Genomic DNA, 16,358 nt, shown 5'->3' on the forward strand with positions numbered 1-16,358 from the left:
GGGGTCCCCTGTTTGCCTAAATGATTTAGGTAAGTGCATACTCGCTTATGGTAAGCGAGAGGGTGGTTATGGCGCGCGTAGGGATGACCACGGAACGTCTGGTCCGGTCAGGTGCGGAGCTCGCCGACGAGGTCGGCTTCGAGCAGGTCACCGCGTCGGAGCTGGCCCGGCGGTTCGACGTCAAGGTCGCGAGCCTGTACTCGCATGTGAGGAACTCGCAGGACCTCAAGACGCGGATCGCCCTGTTCGCGCTGGAGGAACTGGCCGGCCGGGCCGCCGACGCCATCGCGGGGCGGGCCGGCAAGGACGCCCTGGTCGCCTTCGCGAACGTCTACCGCGACTACGAGCGCGAGCACCCCGGCCGCTCCGCCGCCGCGCGGATGCGGCTCGCCCCCGAGGCGGCCGCCGCCGGCGCGGGCGCCCGGCACGCCCAGATGACCCGGGCCATCCTGCGCGGCTACGACCTGACGGAGCCGGACGCGACACACGCCGTGCGGCTGCTGGGCAGCGTCTTCCACGGCTACTCCAGCCTGGAGTCGGCGGGCGGCTTCAGTCACAGCGCCCCCGACTCCGAGGAGAGCTGGATCCGGATCCTCGACGCCCTCGACGCCCTGCTGCGCAACTGGCCCACCGGGCCCACCTCCTGACCGACAGGCCGAGGACACAGGCCCAGAACAAGGACGCTGAGGACATGGACACCCCGCACGACTGGATCACCACGCCCGTCACCGCCGATCTCCTGCGCGGTGCCCTCGACGTCGAGCTCACCGAGCAGGGCGTACTGCCGCACCGCCTGCCCGCGCGGGCCCGCGCCCAGAACACCGACGAGCAGCTGGCCATGGCAGAGTCACAGCCCTCCGGCGTACGGCTGGTCTTCCGCACCCGTGCCACCGCCGTCGAACTGGACGCACTGCGCACCAAGCGCAGCTACGTGGGCGCCCCGCCCCGCCCGGACGGCGTGTACGACCTGATCGTCGACGGCCGCCCCGCCGGGCAGGGCAGCGTGACCGGCGGCAACGTCGTGACCATCGACATGATGGCCGGGACCGCCGAGGACCGGCCCGGCCCGGCCGGCACCGTTCGCTTCACCGGGCTGCCCGACGGCGACAAGGACGTCGAGATCTGGCTGCCGCACAACGAGACCACCGAACTGATCGCCCTGCGCACCGATGCCCCCGTCGAGCCGGCGCGCGACACGGGCCGCAAGGTCTGGCTGCACCACGGCAGTTCGATCAGCCACGGCTCCGACGCCGCGAGCCCCACCGGCATCTGGCCCGTGCTCGCAGCCACCCTCGGCGGCGTGGAGCTGATCAACCTGGGGCTGGCCGGCAGCGCCCTGCTCGACCCGTTCACCGCCCGCGCCATGCGGGACACCCCGGCCGACTTCATCAGCGTGAAGATCGGCATCAACCTGGTCAACATGGACCTGATGCGGCTGCGCGCGTTCGGTCCCGCGGTCCACGGCTTCCTCGACACCATCCGTGAAGGCCATCCGACGACACCGCTGCTGGTCGTGTCGCCGATCCTGTGCCCGATCCACGAGGACACACCGGGCCCCTGCGCCCCCGACTTCAGCGGTCTCGGCCGAGGCCGGCTGAAGTTCGTCGCCATGGGCGACCCGGCGGAACGCGCGAGCGGCAAGCTGACGCTGGGCGTGATCCGCGACGAGCTGTCCCGCATCGTGAAGCAGCGAGCGGCCGACGATCCGCACCTGCACCACCTCGACGGCCGCGACCTCTACGGCGAGGCCGACTCCGCGGAGCTGCCCCTGCCCGACGACCTCCACCCCGACGCCACCACCCACCGCCGCATCGGCGAACGCTTCGCGCAGCGGGCATTCACCGGCGACGGGCCCTTCGCGGCGGCGGCCTCACAGGATGGCGCCGCATAGCCGTCCGGCCGTCCATCGGCACGGGACCTAGTCGAGCGGCGCCGTCCGTTGCCAAGGACGCAGCTCCTGGATCCGCTCCGCCAGCGCCAGCAGCTCCGCCTCCGCGCCCGGACGCCCGACCAGCTGTATGGCACAGGGGGCGCCGGACGGCAGTGTGCCGAACGGGATCGACATCGCGGGCCAGCCGGTGAGGTTCCACGGCGGGGTCAGCGGCGAGTAGTTGGTGTTGGCCATGATGTTGCGCAGCCAGCCCCGCTCGTGCCAGGGCTCGGACTTGGGGGAGCGGCGGGCCAGGGCCGGGGTGAGCAGCACGTCGTACTCGGCGAAGAACGGCTCCAGCCGCCGGCGCAGCTGCTCCCGGCTCTCGCCGATCCGCACCCGGTTGACGAAATGCCTGCCGACGGCGGCGTGAACCCGGGTCCGGCGGGTGAGTCGCGCCGGGTCGAGGCCCTGCGCGTCCACCGCCGTGCCCGCAGTCCAGTGCGTCAGGGAAGTGACCCCCAGCGACATGGGATACGGCGGGTCGGCGCGTCGTACCTGGTGACCCGCCTTGATCAGCAGCCCGGCGGCGTCGCGTGCGGCGGTCGCGTACGGCCTGCTGATGGTGACCCCGGCGAGCGGGCTGCGCAGGGACACGGCGATCCTGTGCGTGCCGGGCGCCGCCGGACCCACGACCTCGGTGTCCGCGAGGACCGACAGCATCAGGCGCGCGTCCTCGACCGTGGTGGCCAGCGGGCCGTTCTCCGACATGCCGAACCAGTCGCCGTCACTCACGCCGGCCGGGACCACTCCGGTGCCGGGCTTGATGGTGACCAGGCCGCAGTTGGCCGCCGGTATGCGCAGGGAGCCCATGCCGTCGTTGCCGAGGGCGATCGGCACCATGCCCGCGGCGACCGCGGCCGCGCTGCCGCCGGACGACCCGCCCGCCGTGCGCGAGGTGTCCCACGGGTTGCGGGCGGTGCCATGCACGCCCTCGGTGGTGCCGAAGACACACAGCTCCGGCACGTTCGTCAGTCCCACGACCACCGCGCCGGCGGCCCGCAGCCGGGCCACGGTGACGTGGTCGTCGGCGGCCGGCGTGTCCGGCGTGGCCGCGGAGCCGATGCGCTTGGACTCGCCGCCCACCGCGAGATTGTCCTTGACGGCCACCGGCACGCCCGCCAGGGGCAGTTCGGCGAGGTCGGCGCGCGAGCCCACCTCGTCGGCCTCGGCGAGCGCCGCCTCCGCCCGGACCACCCGGAAGGCGCCGACGCGGCCGTCCAGCCGCTCGATCCGGGCCAGGTGCTCGGCCACCACCTCACGGGGCGTGGCCTGCTTCTCGCGTACGGCGGCGGCTATCTCGGCGGCGGTCCGGCCGACCCAGTTGGTCACGGGCGCTCCTCGGTGCTTACTCGCGAGTATGTAGGAGAACTCTGCCCGGCGGCAGGCCCGGCGTCGAGAGGTCGCCCGGCTTGGATATTCGGGACGGTCTTCTTGGACTTTTCACAGCGCCTCTCCTCGACACCACCCCGCTGACCTGCGCATCATCCGATCAATCAGTCAACTCGGCGCCAGCCGCATCCCATTGACAGCCTCTGGGGCCCGCCCAATCATCAGACATCCGATGAATGGGGGTGCCTCATGAGGAGACGCTGGCGATCGTTCAGTGTCCTCGCGGCGCTGATGCTGTTGCTCGCGGCCCCGGTGCCGGCGCTCGCGGAGGACGAGCAGAGGGCGCCGGTCACGGTGCCGGCCCTGGCCGACTGGACGCCGGCACCCGGCAGTTACACGTACGGGCGCTCCACTCGCCTGGTGGCCGACAGCGCGACCGAGCGGCGGGTCGCCGGCACCCTGGCCGACGACCTCGACGACGACGGCCACGGCAGGGTTCCCGTGGTGCGCGGCGGCGCCCGGACCGGTGACATCGTTATCGACGTCGCGCCCGCCCGGACCTCCCTCGGCGCGGAGGGCTACCGACTCCACGCGGACAAGCGGCTCTCGATCACCGCGGCGACCGAGACCGGCGCCTTCTACGGCACCCGCACCCTCCTCCAGCTCCTCGCCCAGGGCGACCGGATCCCGGCCGGCCGCACGGTCGACGTACCGCGCTACAAGGAGCGGGGCGTCGGCGTCTGTGCCTGCTACATCAACATCTCGATGCCGTGGCTGGAGAACCTCGTCCGCGAGATGGCGTACCACAAGCTCAACCAGTTGCTCCTCGAACTGAAGGTGAAGAGCGAGGCCCACCCCGAGGCCAACAGCTGGGGCTACTACACCAAGGACGAGATCCGCCGCCTGGTCGCCCTCGGCAAGCGGTACCACGTCGAGATCATCCCCGAGATCAACTCCCCGGGGCACATGGACCCGTGGATCGAGAACCGCCCGGATCTCCAGCTCACCGACTCCGACGGCAACAGGCAGCCCTCGCGTCTCGACATCACCCGGCCGGAGGCCTTCGCCTACTACGCCGGCCTGATCGACGAGTACGCCGAGGTCTTCCCCGCGACCTCCTGGCACATGGGAGCCGACGAGTACATGCTCGGCTCCGACTTCGCCAAGTACCCGCAGATCCTGAAGTACGCGCAGGACAAGTACGGCCCGGACGCCACACCGCAGGACGCGTTCATCGACTTCGTCAACCGTGTCCACACCTACGCGGCGGCCAAGGGCAGGAAGCTGCGCATCTGGAACGACGGGCTCACCGGAGCCAACACCGTCCCGGTGACCGCCGGAACGACGGTCGAGCACTGGCTGAACGTGGCGGTGAAACCGAGCCGACTCCGCGACCAGGGGTATCCGTTGATGAATGCGGCCTACGCCCTCTACCTGGTCCGCGGCGGCTTCCACAGCGACACCAAGGGGCTGTACGACCAGAGCTGGGACCCGCGCAGCTTCGAGGGGGAGAAGCTGGCCTCCCGTGCAGGCATCACCGGCGCGAAGATCAGCCTGTGGCCCGACAACGGCCGCGGCGAGACCGAGAACGAGGTCGCCGTCGCCCTGTGGCCCGCCCTTCGGCACATCGCCCAGGCGACCTGGGGCGAACCGCACCCCGACGCCACCTACGCCCAGTTCACCGCGCGCGGTACGACTGTCGGGCACGCGCCGGGGTGGCGGGACCTGACGCGGGTACCGGTGGCGGACGGATCGTACACCTTCCGCACGCCCGGCCGGTCCTTCGCCGCCGAGGTGAAGCGCACCGCCGACGGCTACGTGACCCTGCGGTCCGCGGAGGGCTGCCTCGAGGTGCGCGGCGGAAAGCTCACGCTCAACGTGCCGCTGCAGCCCGGAGTGGAGGCGGCGCCCCAGGCATGCGATGCGCAAAGCACCCTCCAGCGCTGGCAGTTGGAACCCGTGGCGGGTGGCTACCGGCTCGTGAACGCGATCACGCGGATGGCGCTGAGCGTGGCGGAGGACAGCCGGCTCGTGCAGTACCCGCCCGACCGGCACACGCCCGCCGTATGGCACCTGAGCACCTGACCCGAGGACCCGACCCGAGGAGCCGTCCCATGGCCGTTTCCCGACGCGTCTTCGTCGCGACAGCCGCTGTCCTCGCCGCGACCGGCGCGACAAGACCCGCCCTCGCGGCACCCGCCGCCGCTTCGACCGATGCCCGCTACCGCATCCCCGTCAGCCCCGACGACACCGAGGCCGACCTGGTCCGCAAGGCCTCCCAAGTCCGCCCCACCGCACGGCAGATCGCCTGGCAGCGGCTGGAGCGCACCGCGTTCCTGCACTTCGGAGTGAACACCTTCACCGGTCTGGAGTGGGGCACCGGCGACGAGGACCCGGACGTGTTCCAGCCGGCCGGCCTCGACACCGACCAGTGGGCCCGCGCCCTGCGCGACGGCGGCTTCAGGCTCGCCATCCTCACCGTCAAGCACCACGACGGCTTCGTGCTCTACCCGTCCCGCTACACCGGCCACTCGGTGGCCTCGAGCAGTTGGCGCGAGGGCCGGGGCGACGTGCTGCGCTCCTTCGCCGACTCCATGCGCCGGCACGGCATCAAGGTCGGCGTCTACATCTCACCGGCCGACGAGAACCAGTACCTGCACGGCGTGTACGCCAACGGCAGCGCCCGCACCGACCACATCGTCCCGACCCCCGTCGAGGCCGACGACCGCACCCCGGCGGCGGCACCGACGTACACCCTGCCCGCCACCGACTACGGCGCCCACATGCTCAACCAGCTCTACGAGGTCCTCACCGAGTACGGCCCGATCGACGAGGTCTGGTTCGACGGGGCGCAGGGCCGCATCCCGCCGGACAAGGTGGAGAAGTACGACTGGGACAGCTGGTACACCCTCGTCCGCTCGCTCGCGCCCGACGCCGTGGTCGCCGTGTCCGGCCCGGACGTGCGGTGGGTCGGCAACGAGGGCGGGCTGGCCCGGGAGGACGAGTGGAGCGTCGTACCGGTGCAGGAGAAGGACTACGGCCGGACGGACTACGCCCTCGCGTACGACGCCCCCGACATGGGCAGCCGTGCGGCACTGGTGCAGGCTCGGCCCGTCGCCGACCACCTGCAGTGGTGGCCGGCCGAATGCGACGTCTCCATCCGGGACGGCTGGTTCTACGGACATCTACTTCCGGTCCGTGGGCCGCAACTCGGTGCTCCTGCTCAACATCCCGCCGGACACGGACGGCCTGCTGCCGGCCGCTGACGTGGCACGGCTGCGGGAGTTCCGCGAGCGCGTGGACCGCGAGCTGCCGCAGGACCTGGCGCGCGACGGCCGTACGACCGCGTCGCCGGGGCGGGTCACCGTCGACCTCGGCCGCGAACGGGAGGTGGACCGGATCCGGCTGGCGGAGGACATCCGGCACGGCCAGCAGGTGGAGAGCTTCGTCGTCGAGGCCCAGCGGGACGGTGCCTGGGCGGAGGTGACCCGCGCGGGGGCGATCGGCGCGAGTCGCATTCTGCTGCTGGCGGCTCCGGTGCGGGCGCGGCGGTGGCGGGTACGGGTGACCGGCTCGCGGGCCGCGGTGCGCATCGTGGAGTTCGGGCTGTACCGGTCGCGGATCTGACCGCCGTACGGGTCGAGGAGCCCGAAAACCGGTTGACCGGGACGGGACGGCGCGGGCTGGATAGGGCTCATGGCCGACATTCAGGGCACGTACGACGACCTGTTCCTCGCTGTGCCGAACGCGCTGGCCGCGACGCTGGACGCGGGGGACGCGGGCGGCTCGGTCGCGGTCTTCGTGGACGGTGAGCCGGTCGTGGACGTCTGGGGCGGCTTCGCGGACGCCGGGCGCACCGTCCCGTGGGAGCGCGACACGATCGTCAACGTCTGGTCGGTGACCAAGACGATGACGGCTCTGTGCGCCCTCGTCCTGGCCGACCGCGGCGAGCTCGACCCGGACGCACCGGTCTCCCGCTACTGGCCGGAGTTCGCGGCGGCGGGCAAGGAGAAGGTGCTCGTACGGCACCTGCTCTCGCACACCGCCGGTCTGCCCGACTGGGACGGGCCGGTCGAGGAGCTGTACGACTGGCCCGCCGCCACGGCACGGCTCGCCGCGCGGGCCCCGCGATGGGAGCCCGGCGCGGCGGCCGGGTACCACTCGCTCACCCAGGGGTTCCTCGTCGGCGAGGTCGTACGGCGGATCACCGGTCGCAGCGTGGGCGAGTTCCTCGCCGAGGAGGTGACCGGGCCGCTGGACGCGGACTTCCACATCGGACTGGCCGCCGAGCACGACCATCGGGTCGCGCGCACGATCCCGCCGACGGGGCAGGGCGAGGACTACGCGGCGAGCGCGCCCGACAACCCCACGGGCTCCGAGGCGGGAAACGGCGTCCGTGTCCGCGACGGCAACAGCCTGGCCTGGCGCCGCGCCGAGATCCCGGCGGCGAGCGGCTTCGGCAACGCCCGTTCGGTGGCGTCGGTCCAGTCGCTGCCGGCCTGCGGGGGAGAGGTGAACGGGGTCCGGCTGCTGTCCCGGGCCGGTTGCGACCGCGCCCGGCAGGAGCAGTTCGCCGGCGACGACCGCGTCCTCGGCATGCCGATGCGGTGGGGCCTGGGCTACGGCCTGTTCGGCAGCGCCTACGGCTGGGGCGGCTGGGGCGGCTCCCTCGTGATGATCGAGCCCGACAGCCGGATGGTGGTGGCGTACGTGACGCAGCAGATGCGCGAGCCCGCGGAGGACACCCGGGGGATGGAGATCGTGACCGCCGCGTACGAAGGGCTGCAGGGGCTGCACTGATGACGTCCCGCGAGCTCAGTGATCAGGACTACCTCCGCGAGATAGAGCGCCTGGCCGGCCGTGTCCGGGCGGCGGCGTCCGACGAGGGCTGGCTCTCGTACCTGGAGGACCCGCAAGGCTCGACACCTCTGCAACGCAGCGTGAACGCCCTCGCTCGGGCTCTGCGCCACTACCACTTCAGCGGTGACGGCTGCCTGGAGGAGGACCGGCCCACCGTCCGACTCGCCGGAGCCACCGTGCTGAGACCGGGGACCATGCCGGCCTGGGTGGAGGAGACGTACGAGGACGTGTGCGCGCGCATCGGCGTGGAGCCCAGGCCGGAGGGCTGGGCCCTGTGGAACACCTGGAGCGACGGAGACCTGAAGGTGACCATGGTGGTGGCCGCCGTCGAGACGACCGAGGGGCTGTTCGCGAACTGGTCACGTGGCCGGCCCGTCGATCCCGTGACACCGCTGCCGTCCCAAGTCGCCCTCATCCGGCACGGATGGATCGGACCGATGACCTTCTCACCTCGCGGCGCCGACCGGACCGGCCTCGGCGGTCGGCCGCTGACCTAGGTGCGTGGGCTCACGCGCCCCGCGCCACCCCCGTGCTCCCCCGCTCGATCAGCCGCGGCACCGGCACCCGTACCGCCCGTGCCGACCCCCCGTCCAGCAGGGCGGTCAGTTCACGTGCCGCCGTGCGGCCGAACTCCACGCTGTCCCGGGACAGGGCGGACAGCCATGGCCTGACGATGCGGCACAGTGCCGAGTCCTCCCAGGACACCACCGAGACGTCCGCGGGCACGGCGAAGCCGAGTTCGGCCGCCGCGGCGGCGCCGGCCACCGCCATCACGTCGTTGTCGTAGATCAGCGCGGTCGGGGGAGCCGGGTCCTCCAGCACCCGGCGGGTGACCGCCGCGCCCTCGGCGTCGGAGTAGTCGGTGGTCACCGACTTCACCTCGGTCAGGCCACGCCGCCCGGCCTCGGCGCGCAGGGTGCGGATGCGGCGTTCGGTGTGGGCGAGGCCCGGCAGGCCGGCGATGTGCACGATCCGCCGGTGGCCGAGGGCGTACAGGCCGTCCACGACCGAGGCCATCGCTCCCGCGTCGTCCGCCCAGACCGTGGAGAGCCCGGGATGGCGGTCGTAGGGAGCGCCGCCGATCACCACGGCGGGCAGGCCGAGTTCGTCGAGGAGGTCGGGACGGGGATCGTCGGTGCGCGGGTCGACGACGAGGACACCGTCCACCCGGTGCTCGGCCCACCAGCGGCGGTACACCGCGCACTCGTCGGCGACGTCCTCCACCACCTGGAACAGCAGCCCGAGATGCCGCTCCGCCAGCACCTCCTGGATGCCCGAGACGAGTTGGAGGAAGAACGAGTCCACCCCCAACGTGTCGGCCGGACGCGCCAGCACGAAGCCGACCGTCGCCGCGCCCTCCCCGGACAGCGCCCTGGCTGCAGTACTGGGCCGCCAGCCCAGTTCCTCGGCGACCCGCCGCACCCGGTCGCGGGTCTCCTCCGACACGCCGGACCGGCCGTTCAGCGCGAAGGAGACCGCGCTCTGCGAGACCCCCGCGTGCCGCGCTATGTCCTTCATCGTCGGCCGACGGGCCGGTGACCGCTTGCCTGACATGGCGATTCCCCATTCCGCCGGCACATTCCCACGACTCATTCCCGGAGCAGTATGCACTAATACGGTTCAGGTCCGTGAACCTAATGCGGTTCAGCTCGGTGACCCTAATGCGCATTAGTCACTAATGAAATTAGCTCCGCAAGAGCCATTGACGGGCCCGTGGGGCGGCGTGCAGGGTCTGCCTCGTCGACCAACCCGCCCGCTAAGGAGGACGGTTCACGGTGCCCGTTTCCCGTAGTCCCCGCAGAGCCCTCGCCGCCGTTTTCGCCGCCTGTGTCGTCCTGCCGCTCAGTGCCTGCGGCTCGGGAGGAGGCGACAGCGGCACCGCAGACGCCTCCGGCAAGGTGGAGGGCGACATCACCTTCCAGACCTGGAACCTCCGCGCCAACTTCAAGCCCTACTTCGAGGGCCTGATCGCCGACTTCGAGAAGAAGTACCCCGGCACCGACGTGAAGTGGATCGACCAGCCCGCCGAGGGCTACGCCGACAAGATCAGCGCGGACGCCGCCGGCGGCACCCTCCCGGACGTCGTCAACGTCTCGCCGGACCTGGTCGCCCCGCTCGCCAAGGCGGGCCTCGCGCTCGACCTCGACAAGGCCGCCTCCCAGTACAAGAAGGAGTATCTGGAGGGTGCCTGGGCCAGCCACCGGATACCGGGCACGACCGGCACGTACGCCTTCCCCTGGTACCTCAACACCGGCCCGCTCTTCTACAACAAGTCCCTCTTCAAGGAGGCCGGACTCGATGCCGAGCAGCCGCCGAAGACGTACGACGAGGTCTTCGACGCTGCCCTGAAGATGGCGGACAAGACCGACGGCAAGGTCGCCACCCTCGCCAACGTGCCCACCGTCGAGGACTTCGGCCGCTACGGCGTCGAGCTCATGAACAAGGAGGGCACCGCCTTCACCTTCAACGACGCCAAGGGAGTCGAACTCCTCACCAAGTACAAGGAGTTGTACGACGCCAAGGCCCTCGACCCGCAGGCGCTGACCGCCACCCCCGAGTCGTCCGGCAAGAAGTTCCTCACCGGGGCGGTCGCCATGAACCCCGGCAGCGCACTGGACCTCGGCAACTTCAAGAAGCAGGCGCCGAACCTGTACAAGAACATCGGGATCACGGATCAGATCACCAGCACCGGCCACGTGAACATGTACGTGATGGGCGTGATGGTCAACGCGCGGACGAAGCGTGCGCCCGCCGCGGTCGCCTTCGCCCACTACGTCACCGACGCCGCGCACCAGATGTCGTTCGCCAAGCAGGTCGCGATCTTCCCCAGCACCGCGGGCTCCCTCGACGACCCGTACTTCACCAAGGAGGACGGCACCGACGAGACGCGCGTGCGGGTCGCCGCCGCCAAGTCGCTGAAGAACGCGGTCAACTACACGCCCGTGCTGTTCAGCGAGCAGATGAAGACCGAGCTGCGCAACGAGGTGGCCAAGGCCCTGCAGGGCAAGGAGAGCCCCAAGGAAGCTCTTGACAACGCTGTCGAGGCCTGTAACCGGCTCCTTCAGCAGCAGGGCTGATCCATCATGGCGAGCTCGGCTGTCCCACGTGTCTCCCGGGTGCGGCGCCAACTGCCCACCAGCCCCTGGCTGTTCGCCGCGCCCGGCCTGCTGATCATCGGCGCCTTCATCCTGTACCCGTTCGTCTCCACGCTGGTCAACGCCTTCACCGACCGCCGCACGCTGATCCCGGGCGAGTTCGTGGGCCTCGCCAACTTCCGCGAGCTGCTCGGCGACGACATGTTCTGGATCGGCCTGCGCAACAGCACGCTCTACGTCGTCGGCGTCGTCCCCGCCCTCGTCGTCCTGCCCCTGCTGCTCGCGCTGCTGGTGCAGAAGAACATCCCCGGCATCACCTTCTTCCGGTCCGCCTTCTACACGCCGGTCGTCGCCTCGATCGTCGTGGTCGGGCTGATCTGGGTGTGGCTGCTCGACGAGCGGGGTCTGGTGAACTCGCTCCTCGAGACGATCGGCGTCGGCCGGGTCGGCTTCCTCAGCGACCAGTGGCTGCTCCTGCTGAGCGCGATGGCCGTGACGGTCTGGAAGGGACTCGGCTACTACATGATCATTTACTTGGCCGCGCTCGCCAACGTGCCCCGCGAACTGCACGAGGCCGCCGCCGTGGACGGAGCGGGCGCGATCCGCCGGTTCCTCACGGTCACCGTGCCCGCCGTCCGCTCCACCATGGTCCTGGTCGGGGCGCTGTCGTCGGTCGCCGCGTTCAAGGTCTTCTCCGAGGTCTACCTGATGGCCGGCCCGAGCGGCGGCCCGGCGGGCGAGGACACCACCCTCGTGATGCTCGTCCAGCGCACCGGCACCGGCCTGACCGGCAGGGTCGGCTACGCCTCGGCCATCTCGGTCGTCGTGTTCGTCGTCACCGTCGCCCTGATGCTGCTCGTGCTGCGCGCGGACCGGAAGGACGAGTCATGAGCGTGCTGGAGAAGGTACGGCCCGCGGCGAAGGCGAAGGCGAAGGCGAAGGCGAAGGCGAAGGCGAAGTCCAAGGCCCCGGCCGTCGCGCGCGAACCCCGCGTCACCGACGAGCACGGCCGCCGCGTCCGCGTATGGGAACTCGCCCTGCGCTACCTGCTGCTGCTCGGCGTGCTCGCCCTCACCGTCGGCCCGTTCCTCTGGCAGCTGTCGACCTCGCTGAAGGGCCCCACCGAGGACATCTTCAGCTCCCCGCCGAAGTTCCTGCCCGGCGATCCCACCCTGCACAACTACGAGCGCGTCGCCGAGACCATCCCCGTCTGGGACTACGCCCTCAACTCGCTGAAGGTCGCCGCCGCCAACGTCGTGACCAACTGCGTCGGCGCGGCACTCGCCGGCTACGCCCTCGCCCGGCTGCGCTACCGGGGCCGCCGCGCGGCCACGCTCGCGTTCATCCTCGCGATGCTCGTGCCCGTGGAGGGCATCATCATCGCCCAGTTCACGACCATGCGGGAGCTCGGCCTCAACAACACCCTCGTCGGCGTCGTACTGCCCGGCTGCATCAGCGCCCTGAACGTGCTGCTGATGCGCAACGCCTTCCTCAATCTGCCGTACGAGATCGAGGAAGCGGCCTACGTCGACGGCGCCAACGTCTGGCAGCGGTTCCTGCGCATCGCCGTGCCGTCGGTGAAGGGGACCCTTGCCGTCGTCGCGATCTTCGCCTTCATGGGCGCCTGGGACGACTTCCTGTGGCCGCTCATCGTGCTGAGCGACCCGTCCAAGTTCACGCTGACCATCGGCCTCAACTATCTGCACGGCACCTTCGCCAACGACGAACGCCTCGTCGCCGCGGGCACGATCATCGCCGTGACGCCGCTGATCGCCCTCTTCGCCTGTCTCCAGCGGTACTTCTTCCGGGGCGTCGGGGAGGGCGCCGTCAAGGGCTGACCCGCCGAGCCGGCCATCCGTACCTCCGTCACAAGGACACGCATGCCTTCTGCCGTGCGCTTCGGCGTCAACTACACCCCGAGCGAGGGGTGGTTCCACCACTGGCTCGACTTCGACCTCGACTCCGTGCGCGCCGACCTCGACTCCGTCGCCGCGCTGGGTCTCGACCACGTCCGGGTGTTCCCGCTGTGGCCGTACTTCCAGCCGAACCGCACCCTGATCCGCGGCCGCGCCGTCGACCAGCTGGTCCAGCTCGTCGACGCCGCCGCCGAACGCGGCCTCGACGTCAACGTGGACGGTCTGCAGGGTCACTTGAGCAGCTTCGACTTCCTGCCTGCCTGGACCCGGACCTGGCACCGCCGGAACCTCTTCACCGACCCGGACGTCCTCGACGGCCAGGCCGCCTACCTGCACACCCTCGCCGCCGCCCTCGCCGACCGGCCGAACTTCCTCGGCATGACCCTCGGCAACGAGGTCAACCAGTTCTCGGCGGGCCCGCATCCCGACCCCGACCGGGCGACCGAGGAGGAGATCGACCGCTGGCTGACGCGCATGCTGGGCGCCTGTGAGGAGGGCGCACCCGGGCGGCTGCACCTGCACGCCGAGTACGACGCCACCTGGTACCAGGACGACCAGCCGTTCACGCCCGCTCAGGCCGCCCGGCACGGTGCCGTCACGGCCGTGCACTCCTGGGTCTTCAACGGCACCGCCCAGCGCCACGGCCGTACCTCCGTCCCGGCCGAGCACCATGCCGCGTACCTCGTCGAGCTGAGCAAGGCGTGGGCCGACGACCCGCGCCGTCCCGTCTGGCTCCAGGAGGTCGGCGCGCCCGCGCCCCTCGTCCCGCCCGAGCACGCCGCCGCCTTCACCGAGGCGACCGTCGCGAACGCCCTGGACTGCCCCGACCTGTGGGGCATCACCTGGTGGTGCTCCCACGACGTGTCCCGTGAGCTGGCCGACTTCCCCGGGCTCGAATACGGGCTCGGGCTGCTGACCAACGACCGCAAGCCGAAGGACGCCGCCCGGGTGCTGGAGCGGGCGGCCCAGGAGGCGCCACGGCCGCCCGAGCCGCGTACGACGGCGCTGATCGTGCCCGCCGATCCGTCCACCCGCTCACTCTGCGCGCCGGGCGGCGCGGTCTTCGACGCCTATTTCCGGCTGGTCGCCGACCGCGTCCGCCCCACCACCGTCCTCGACGTGCGTGCCGCCGACCAGGAACACCTGGCGGCGCGCGGCATCACCGAGGTCGTCGCACCCGATCAGGTACTCCCCACCCCACAAGGAGGCACCCGCTCGTGAAACCCACCAGACGCACCGTCCTCATCGCCGCCGCCACGGCCGCGATGCTCCCCTCGGCACCGGCGGTGGCGGCACCGCGGCCCAGAGCCGCCGCGCTCCAGCCGTACGCCTCCTACTGGTACCCCGACTCGCTGCCCTCCGGCACCCCGGGTGCCGGCATCACCTGGCGCAGCCTGAAGTCCTGGCGCCCGGCCGACGACGCGGACCTCGCCTTCAACGCCTCGACCGTGCCGCTCGCCCCGCGCTTCACCCCGGCCCCGGTCAACGGCACCGCCCGCGCGGGCCAGGCCCGCATCCAGTCCCTGGTGTCGTTCGGCCCGACCGCGAGCAACCCCTCTCAGGGCGCGGCCACCGCCGACTACTACGCCCTCACCCACTGGGCCTACATCGACGAGCTGGTCTTCTGGGGCGGCTCGTCGGGGGAGGGGCTGATCCTCGCGCCGAACGCGCCGATCGTCGACGCCGCCCACCGGCACGGGGTACCCGTGCTCGGCAACATCTTCCTGCCGCCCGTCGCCTACGGCGGGCAGCTGCAGTGGACCCGCGACCTGGTGCAAAAGGACGCCGCCGGGCGATATCCGCTGGCCGAGCGGCTGGTCGCGGTCGCCGACGCGTACGGCTTCGACGGGTGGTTCGTCAACGCCGAGACCAGCGGAGGGAACACCGCGCTGGGCACGGCGATGCTGGGCTTCATGCGCGAGCTGAAGACGCTCGCCAAGGCCAAGGGCCAACGCGTCACCTGGTACGACTCGATGACCGTGAACGGGTCCGTGAGCTGGCAGGGCGCCCTCAACTCCCAGAACGAGGCGTTCTTCCAGGCCGCGGACGACATGTTCGTCGACTTCCGGTGGACGGCGGCGAAGCTGACCTCGTCCGGTCAACGTGCCGGTCAACTGGGCCGCAGCCGCTACGAGTTGTGGGCGGGCGTCGACGTCGAGTCGAACGGCTGGAACTCGTCCGTGAACTGGGACGCCATGGTGCCCCGCGACAAGGCGCACGTGGTGTCGGTCGGCTTCTACCGGCCCGAGTGGACACGCAACCACCTGCCCGCGGACGGCCGCGGACCGGGAGCGTTCCACGCCGCCGACGACCGGTTCTGGACCGGGCGTTCGCTGGACCCGTCCCGGCCGGACGGCACGGACGACTGGCGGGCACCGGCCGTGACGGTCGCCGACCGGTCGACGGCCACGGCGGTCCCCTTCGCGAGCGTGTTCAACACCGGGCACGGGCTGCGGTGGTACGAGGACGGGGAGGTGACGTCGGACAAGCCGTGGAACCACCTGGGCCTGCAGGACCGGCTGCCGTCCCGGCGCTGGGTCGTGCACACCGACGGACGGCGCCCCGCCGTGACGCTCGACTTCGAGGACGCGTGGCGTGGCGGGAGCAGCGTGCTCGTCGACGGCGCGCTGGACGGGCCGGCGGTCCTGGACGTGTACGCGACCCGGCTGCCGATCACGGCCGACACGGTCGTCGAGCTGACGCACCGGACCGATGCGGGCAGCGTGAAGGTCGAGTTGGCGGTGGCCACGGCCGAGCCGAGCAGTCCGGGCGCGACACCGCCGTACACGTACTTCCCCGTGAACTCGGGCGGCGCATGGCAGACCTCGACCGTACGACTCACAGGCCTGACCGGCACCGCGCACGCGATCGGCGTCCGGCTCACTGCGACGGGCGGGGCCGTGAAGTGGCGGCTGGGCGGCATCGCGGTCCGGGAAGCCGTCACCACGCCGGCGGCGCCGACCGGATTCCGGATCACCGCGGGGTCCGGCGGAGACCTGCGTCTCGCGTGGAATCCCGGCTCCGGCGATGACGTACGCCACCACATCCTGCACCGCGTCCTTGCCGACGGCACCCGGCGCTTCCTCGGCGGCACCTGTCAGCCGGCCTACTTCGTCGCCGGTCTGCAACCCGAACAGGGGGAGCGGGCCGCACGGTTGGAACTGCGTGCCGTAGGGGAGCTCTACACCGCGTCGGCCCCCGTGACCGTGACGCACACCTGGTAAC

General features: G+C 71.2%; 12 protein-coding genes and 1 pseudogene. 11 read left to right on the forward strand and 2 right to left on the reverse strand.

The features are described 5' to 3' along the window. Positions 1-68: 68 nt before the first annotated feature. Both ACWGDB_RS30895 and ACWGDB_RS30900 read left to right on the forward strand, forming a co-directional pair. Positions 69-647: a TetR/AcrR family transcriptional regulator gene (locus ACWGDB_RS30895; protein WP_453825440.1), complete on the forward strand. Its 579-nt coding sequence runs from the start codon at positions 69-71 to the stop codon at positions 645-647. 44 nt (positions 648-691) lie between these two features. Continuing rightward, positions 692-1,891: an SGNH/GDSL hydrolase family protein gene (locus ACWGDB_RS30900; protein WP_453825441.1), complete on the forward strand. Its 1,200-nt coding sequence runs from the start codon at positions 692-694 to the stop codon at positions 1,889-1,891. Positions 1,892-1,918: 27 nt separating this feature from the next. On the opposite strand, the gene ACWGDB_RS30905 is transcribed toward ACWGDB_RS30900, so the two are convergent. After that, positions 1,919-3,262, reverse strand: a complete 1,344-nt coding sequence (locus ACWGDB_RS30905; protein ID WP_453825442.1) for an amidase — start codon at positions 3,260-3,262, stop codon at positions 1,919-1,921. 249 nt (positions 3,263-3,511) lie between these two features. On the opposite strand from ACWGDB_RS30905, the gene ACWGDB_RS30910 reads away from it, so the two are divergent. The 4 genes and pseudogenes from ACWGDB_RS30910 to ACWGDB_RS30925 all read left to right on the forward strand — a co-directional run bounded on the left by ACWGDB_RS30910 (position 3,512) and on the right by ACWGDB_RS30925 (position 8,619). Next, positions 3,512-5,347: a family 20 glycosylhydrolase gene (locus ACWGDB_RS30910; protein WP_453825443.1), complete on the forward strand. Its 1,836-nt coding sequence runs from the start codon at positions 3,512-3,514 to the stop codon at positions 5,345-5,347. A gap of 29 nt (positions 5,348-5,376) precedes the next feature. Further along, positions 5,377-6,889 (forward strand): annotated as a pseudogene (locus ACWGDB_RS30915) (alpha-L-fucosidase). A gap of 69 nt (positions 6,890-6,958) precedes the next feature. Next, positions 6,959-8,062, forward strand: coding sequence for a serine hydrolase domain-containing protein (locus ACWGDB_RS30920; protein WP_453825444.1), 1,104 nt, complete (start codon positions 6,959-6,961; stop codon positions 8,060-8,062). After that, a complete protein-coding gene (locus tag ACWGDB_RS30925; RefSeq protein ID WP_453825445.1) occupies positions 8,062-8,619 on the forward strand; it encodes a hypothetical protein in 558 nt (185 codons plus the stop codon). Before ACWGDB_RS30920 ends, ACWGDB_RS30925 begins: the two co-directional genes overlap by 1 nt. A gap of 10 nt (positions 8,620-8,629) precedes the next feature. Here ACWGDB_RS30925 and ACWGDB_RS30930 read toward each other — a convergent pair whose 3' ends face one another. Then, entirely contained in the window at positions 8,630-9,676 is a 1,047-nt protein-coding gene (locus ACWGDB_RS30930; protein WP_453825446.1) for a LacI family DNA-binding transcriptional regulator, read from the reverse strand. Positions 9,677-9,897: 221 nt separating this feature from the next. Here ACWGDB_RS30930 and ACWGDB_RS30935 point away from each other — a divergent pair, with 221 nt between their 5' ends. The 5 genes from ACWGDB_RS30935 to ACWGDB_RS30955 are packed head-to-tail and all read left to right on the forward strand — an operon-like array spanning position 9,898 to position 16,357. Next, positions 9,898-11,199: an ABC transporter substrate-binding protein gene (locus tag ACWGDB_RS30935; RefSeq protein WP_453825447.1), complete on the forward strand. Its 1,302-nt coding sequence runs from the start codon at positions 9,898-9,900 to the stop codon at positions 11,197-11,199. Between the two features lie 6 nt (positions 11,200-11,205). Further along, a complete protein-coding gene (locus ACWGDB_RS30940; protein ID WP_365052955.1) occupies positions 11,206-12,108 on the forward strand; it encodes a carbohydrate ABC transporter permease in 903 nt (300 codons plus the stop codon). Further along, positions 12,105-13,055, forward strand: coding sequence for a carbohydrate ABC transporter permease (locus ACWGDB_RS30945; protein WP_453825448.1), 951 nt, complete (start codon positions 12,105-12,107; stop codon positions 13,053-13,055). Before ACWGDB_RS30940 ends, ACWGDB_RS30945 begins: the two co-directional genes overlap by 4 nt. A 42-nt stretch (positions 13,056-13,097) precedes the next feature. Continuing rightward, positions 13,098-14,354, forward strand: coding sequence for a glycoside hydrolase 5 family protein (locus ACWGDB_RS30950; RefSeq protein ID WP_453825449.1), 1,257 nt, complete (start codon positions 13,098-13,100; stop codon positions 14,352-14,354). Next, positions 14,351-16,357 (forward strand): endo-beta-N-acetylglucosaminidase, encoded by a 2,007-nt coding sequence (locus ACWGDB_RS30955; RefSeq protein ID WP_453825450.1) that lies wholly within the window; start codon positions 14,351-14,353, stop codon positions 16,355-16,357. The genes ACWGDB_RS30950 and ACWGDB_RS30955 overlap by 4 nt, the downstream gene beginning before the upstream one ends. The last annotated feature ends 1 nt before the right edge of the window (position 16,358 follow it).

Source organism: Streptomyces sp. NPDC055013, assembly GCF_053608645.1.

What these genes read in the sequence shown, in the direction of transcription:
- ACWGDB_RS30895 (WP_453825440.1), top strand. Translation starts at nt 69, where the DNA reads ATGGCGCGCGTAGGGATGACCACGGAACGTCTGGTCCGGTCAGGTGCG.
- ACWGDB_RS30900 (WP_453825441.1), top strand. Translation starts at nt 692, where the DNA reads ATGGACACCCCGCACGACTGGATCACCACGCCCGTCACCGCCGATCTC.
- ACWGDB_RS30910 (WP_453825443.1), top strand. Translation starts at nt 3,512, where the DNA reads ATGAGGAGACGCTGGCGATCGTTCAGTGTCCTCGCGGCGCTGATGCTG.
- ACWGDB_RS30920 (WP_453825444.1), top strand. Translation starts at nt 6,959, where the DNA reads ATGGCCGACATTCAGGGCACGTACGACGACCTGTTCCTCGCTGTGCCG.
- ACWGDB_RS30925 (WP_453825445.1), top strand. Translation starts at nt 8,062, where the DNA reads ATGACGTCCCGCGAGCTCAGTGATCAGGACTACCTCCGCGAGATAGAG.
- ACWGDB_RS30930 (WP_453825446.1), bottom strand. Translation starts at nt 9,676, where the DNA reads ATGTCAGGCAAGCGGTCACCGGCCCGTCGGCCGACGATGAAGGACATA.
- ACWGDB_RS30940 (WP_365052955.1), top strand. Translation starts at nt 11,206, where the DNA reads ATGGCGAGCTCGGCTGTCCCACGTGTCTCCCGGGTGCGGCGCCAACTG.
- ACWGDB_RS30945 (WP_453825448.1), top strand. Translation starts at nt 12,105, where the DNA reads ATGAGCGTGCTGGAGAAGGTACGGCCCGCGGCGAAGGCGAAGGCGAAG.
- ACWGDB_RS30950 (WP_453825449.1), top strand. Translation starts at nt 13,098, where the DNA reads ATGCCTTCTGCCGTGCGCTTCGGCGTCAACTACACCCCGAGCGAGGGG.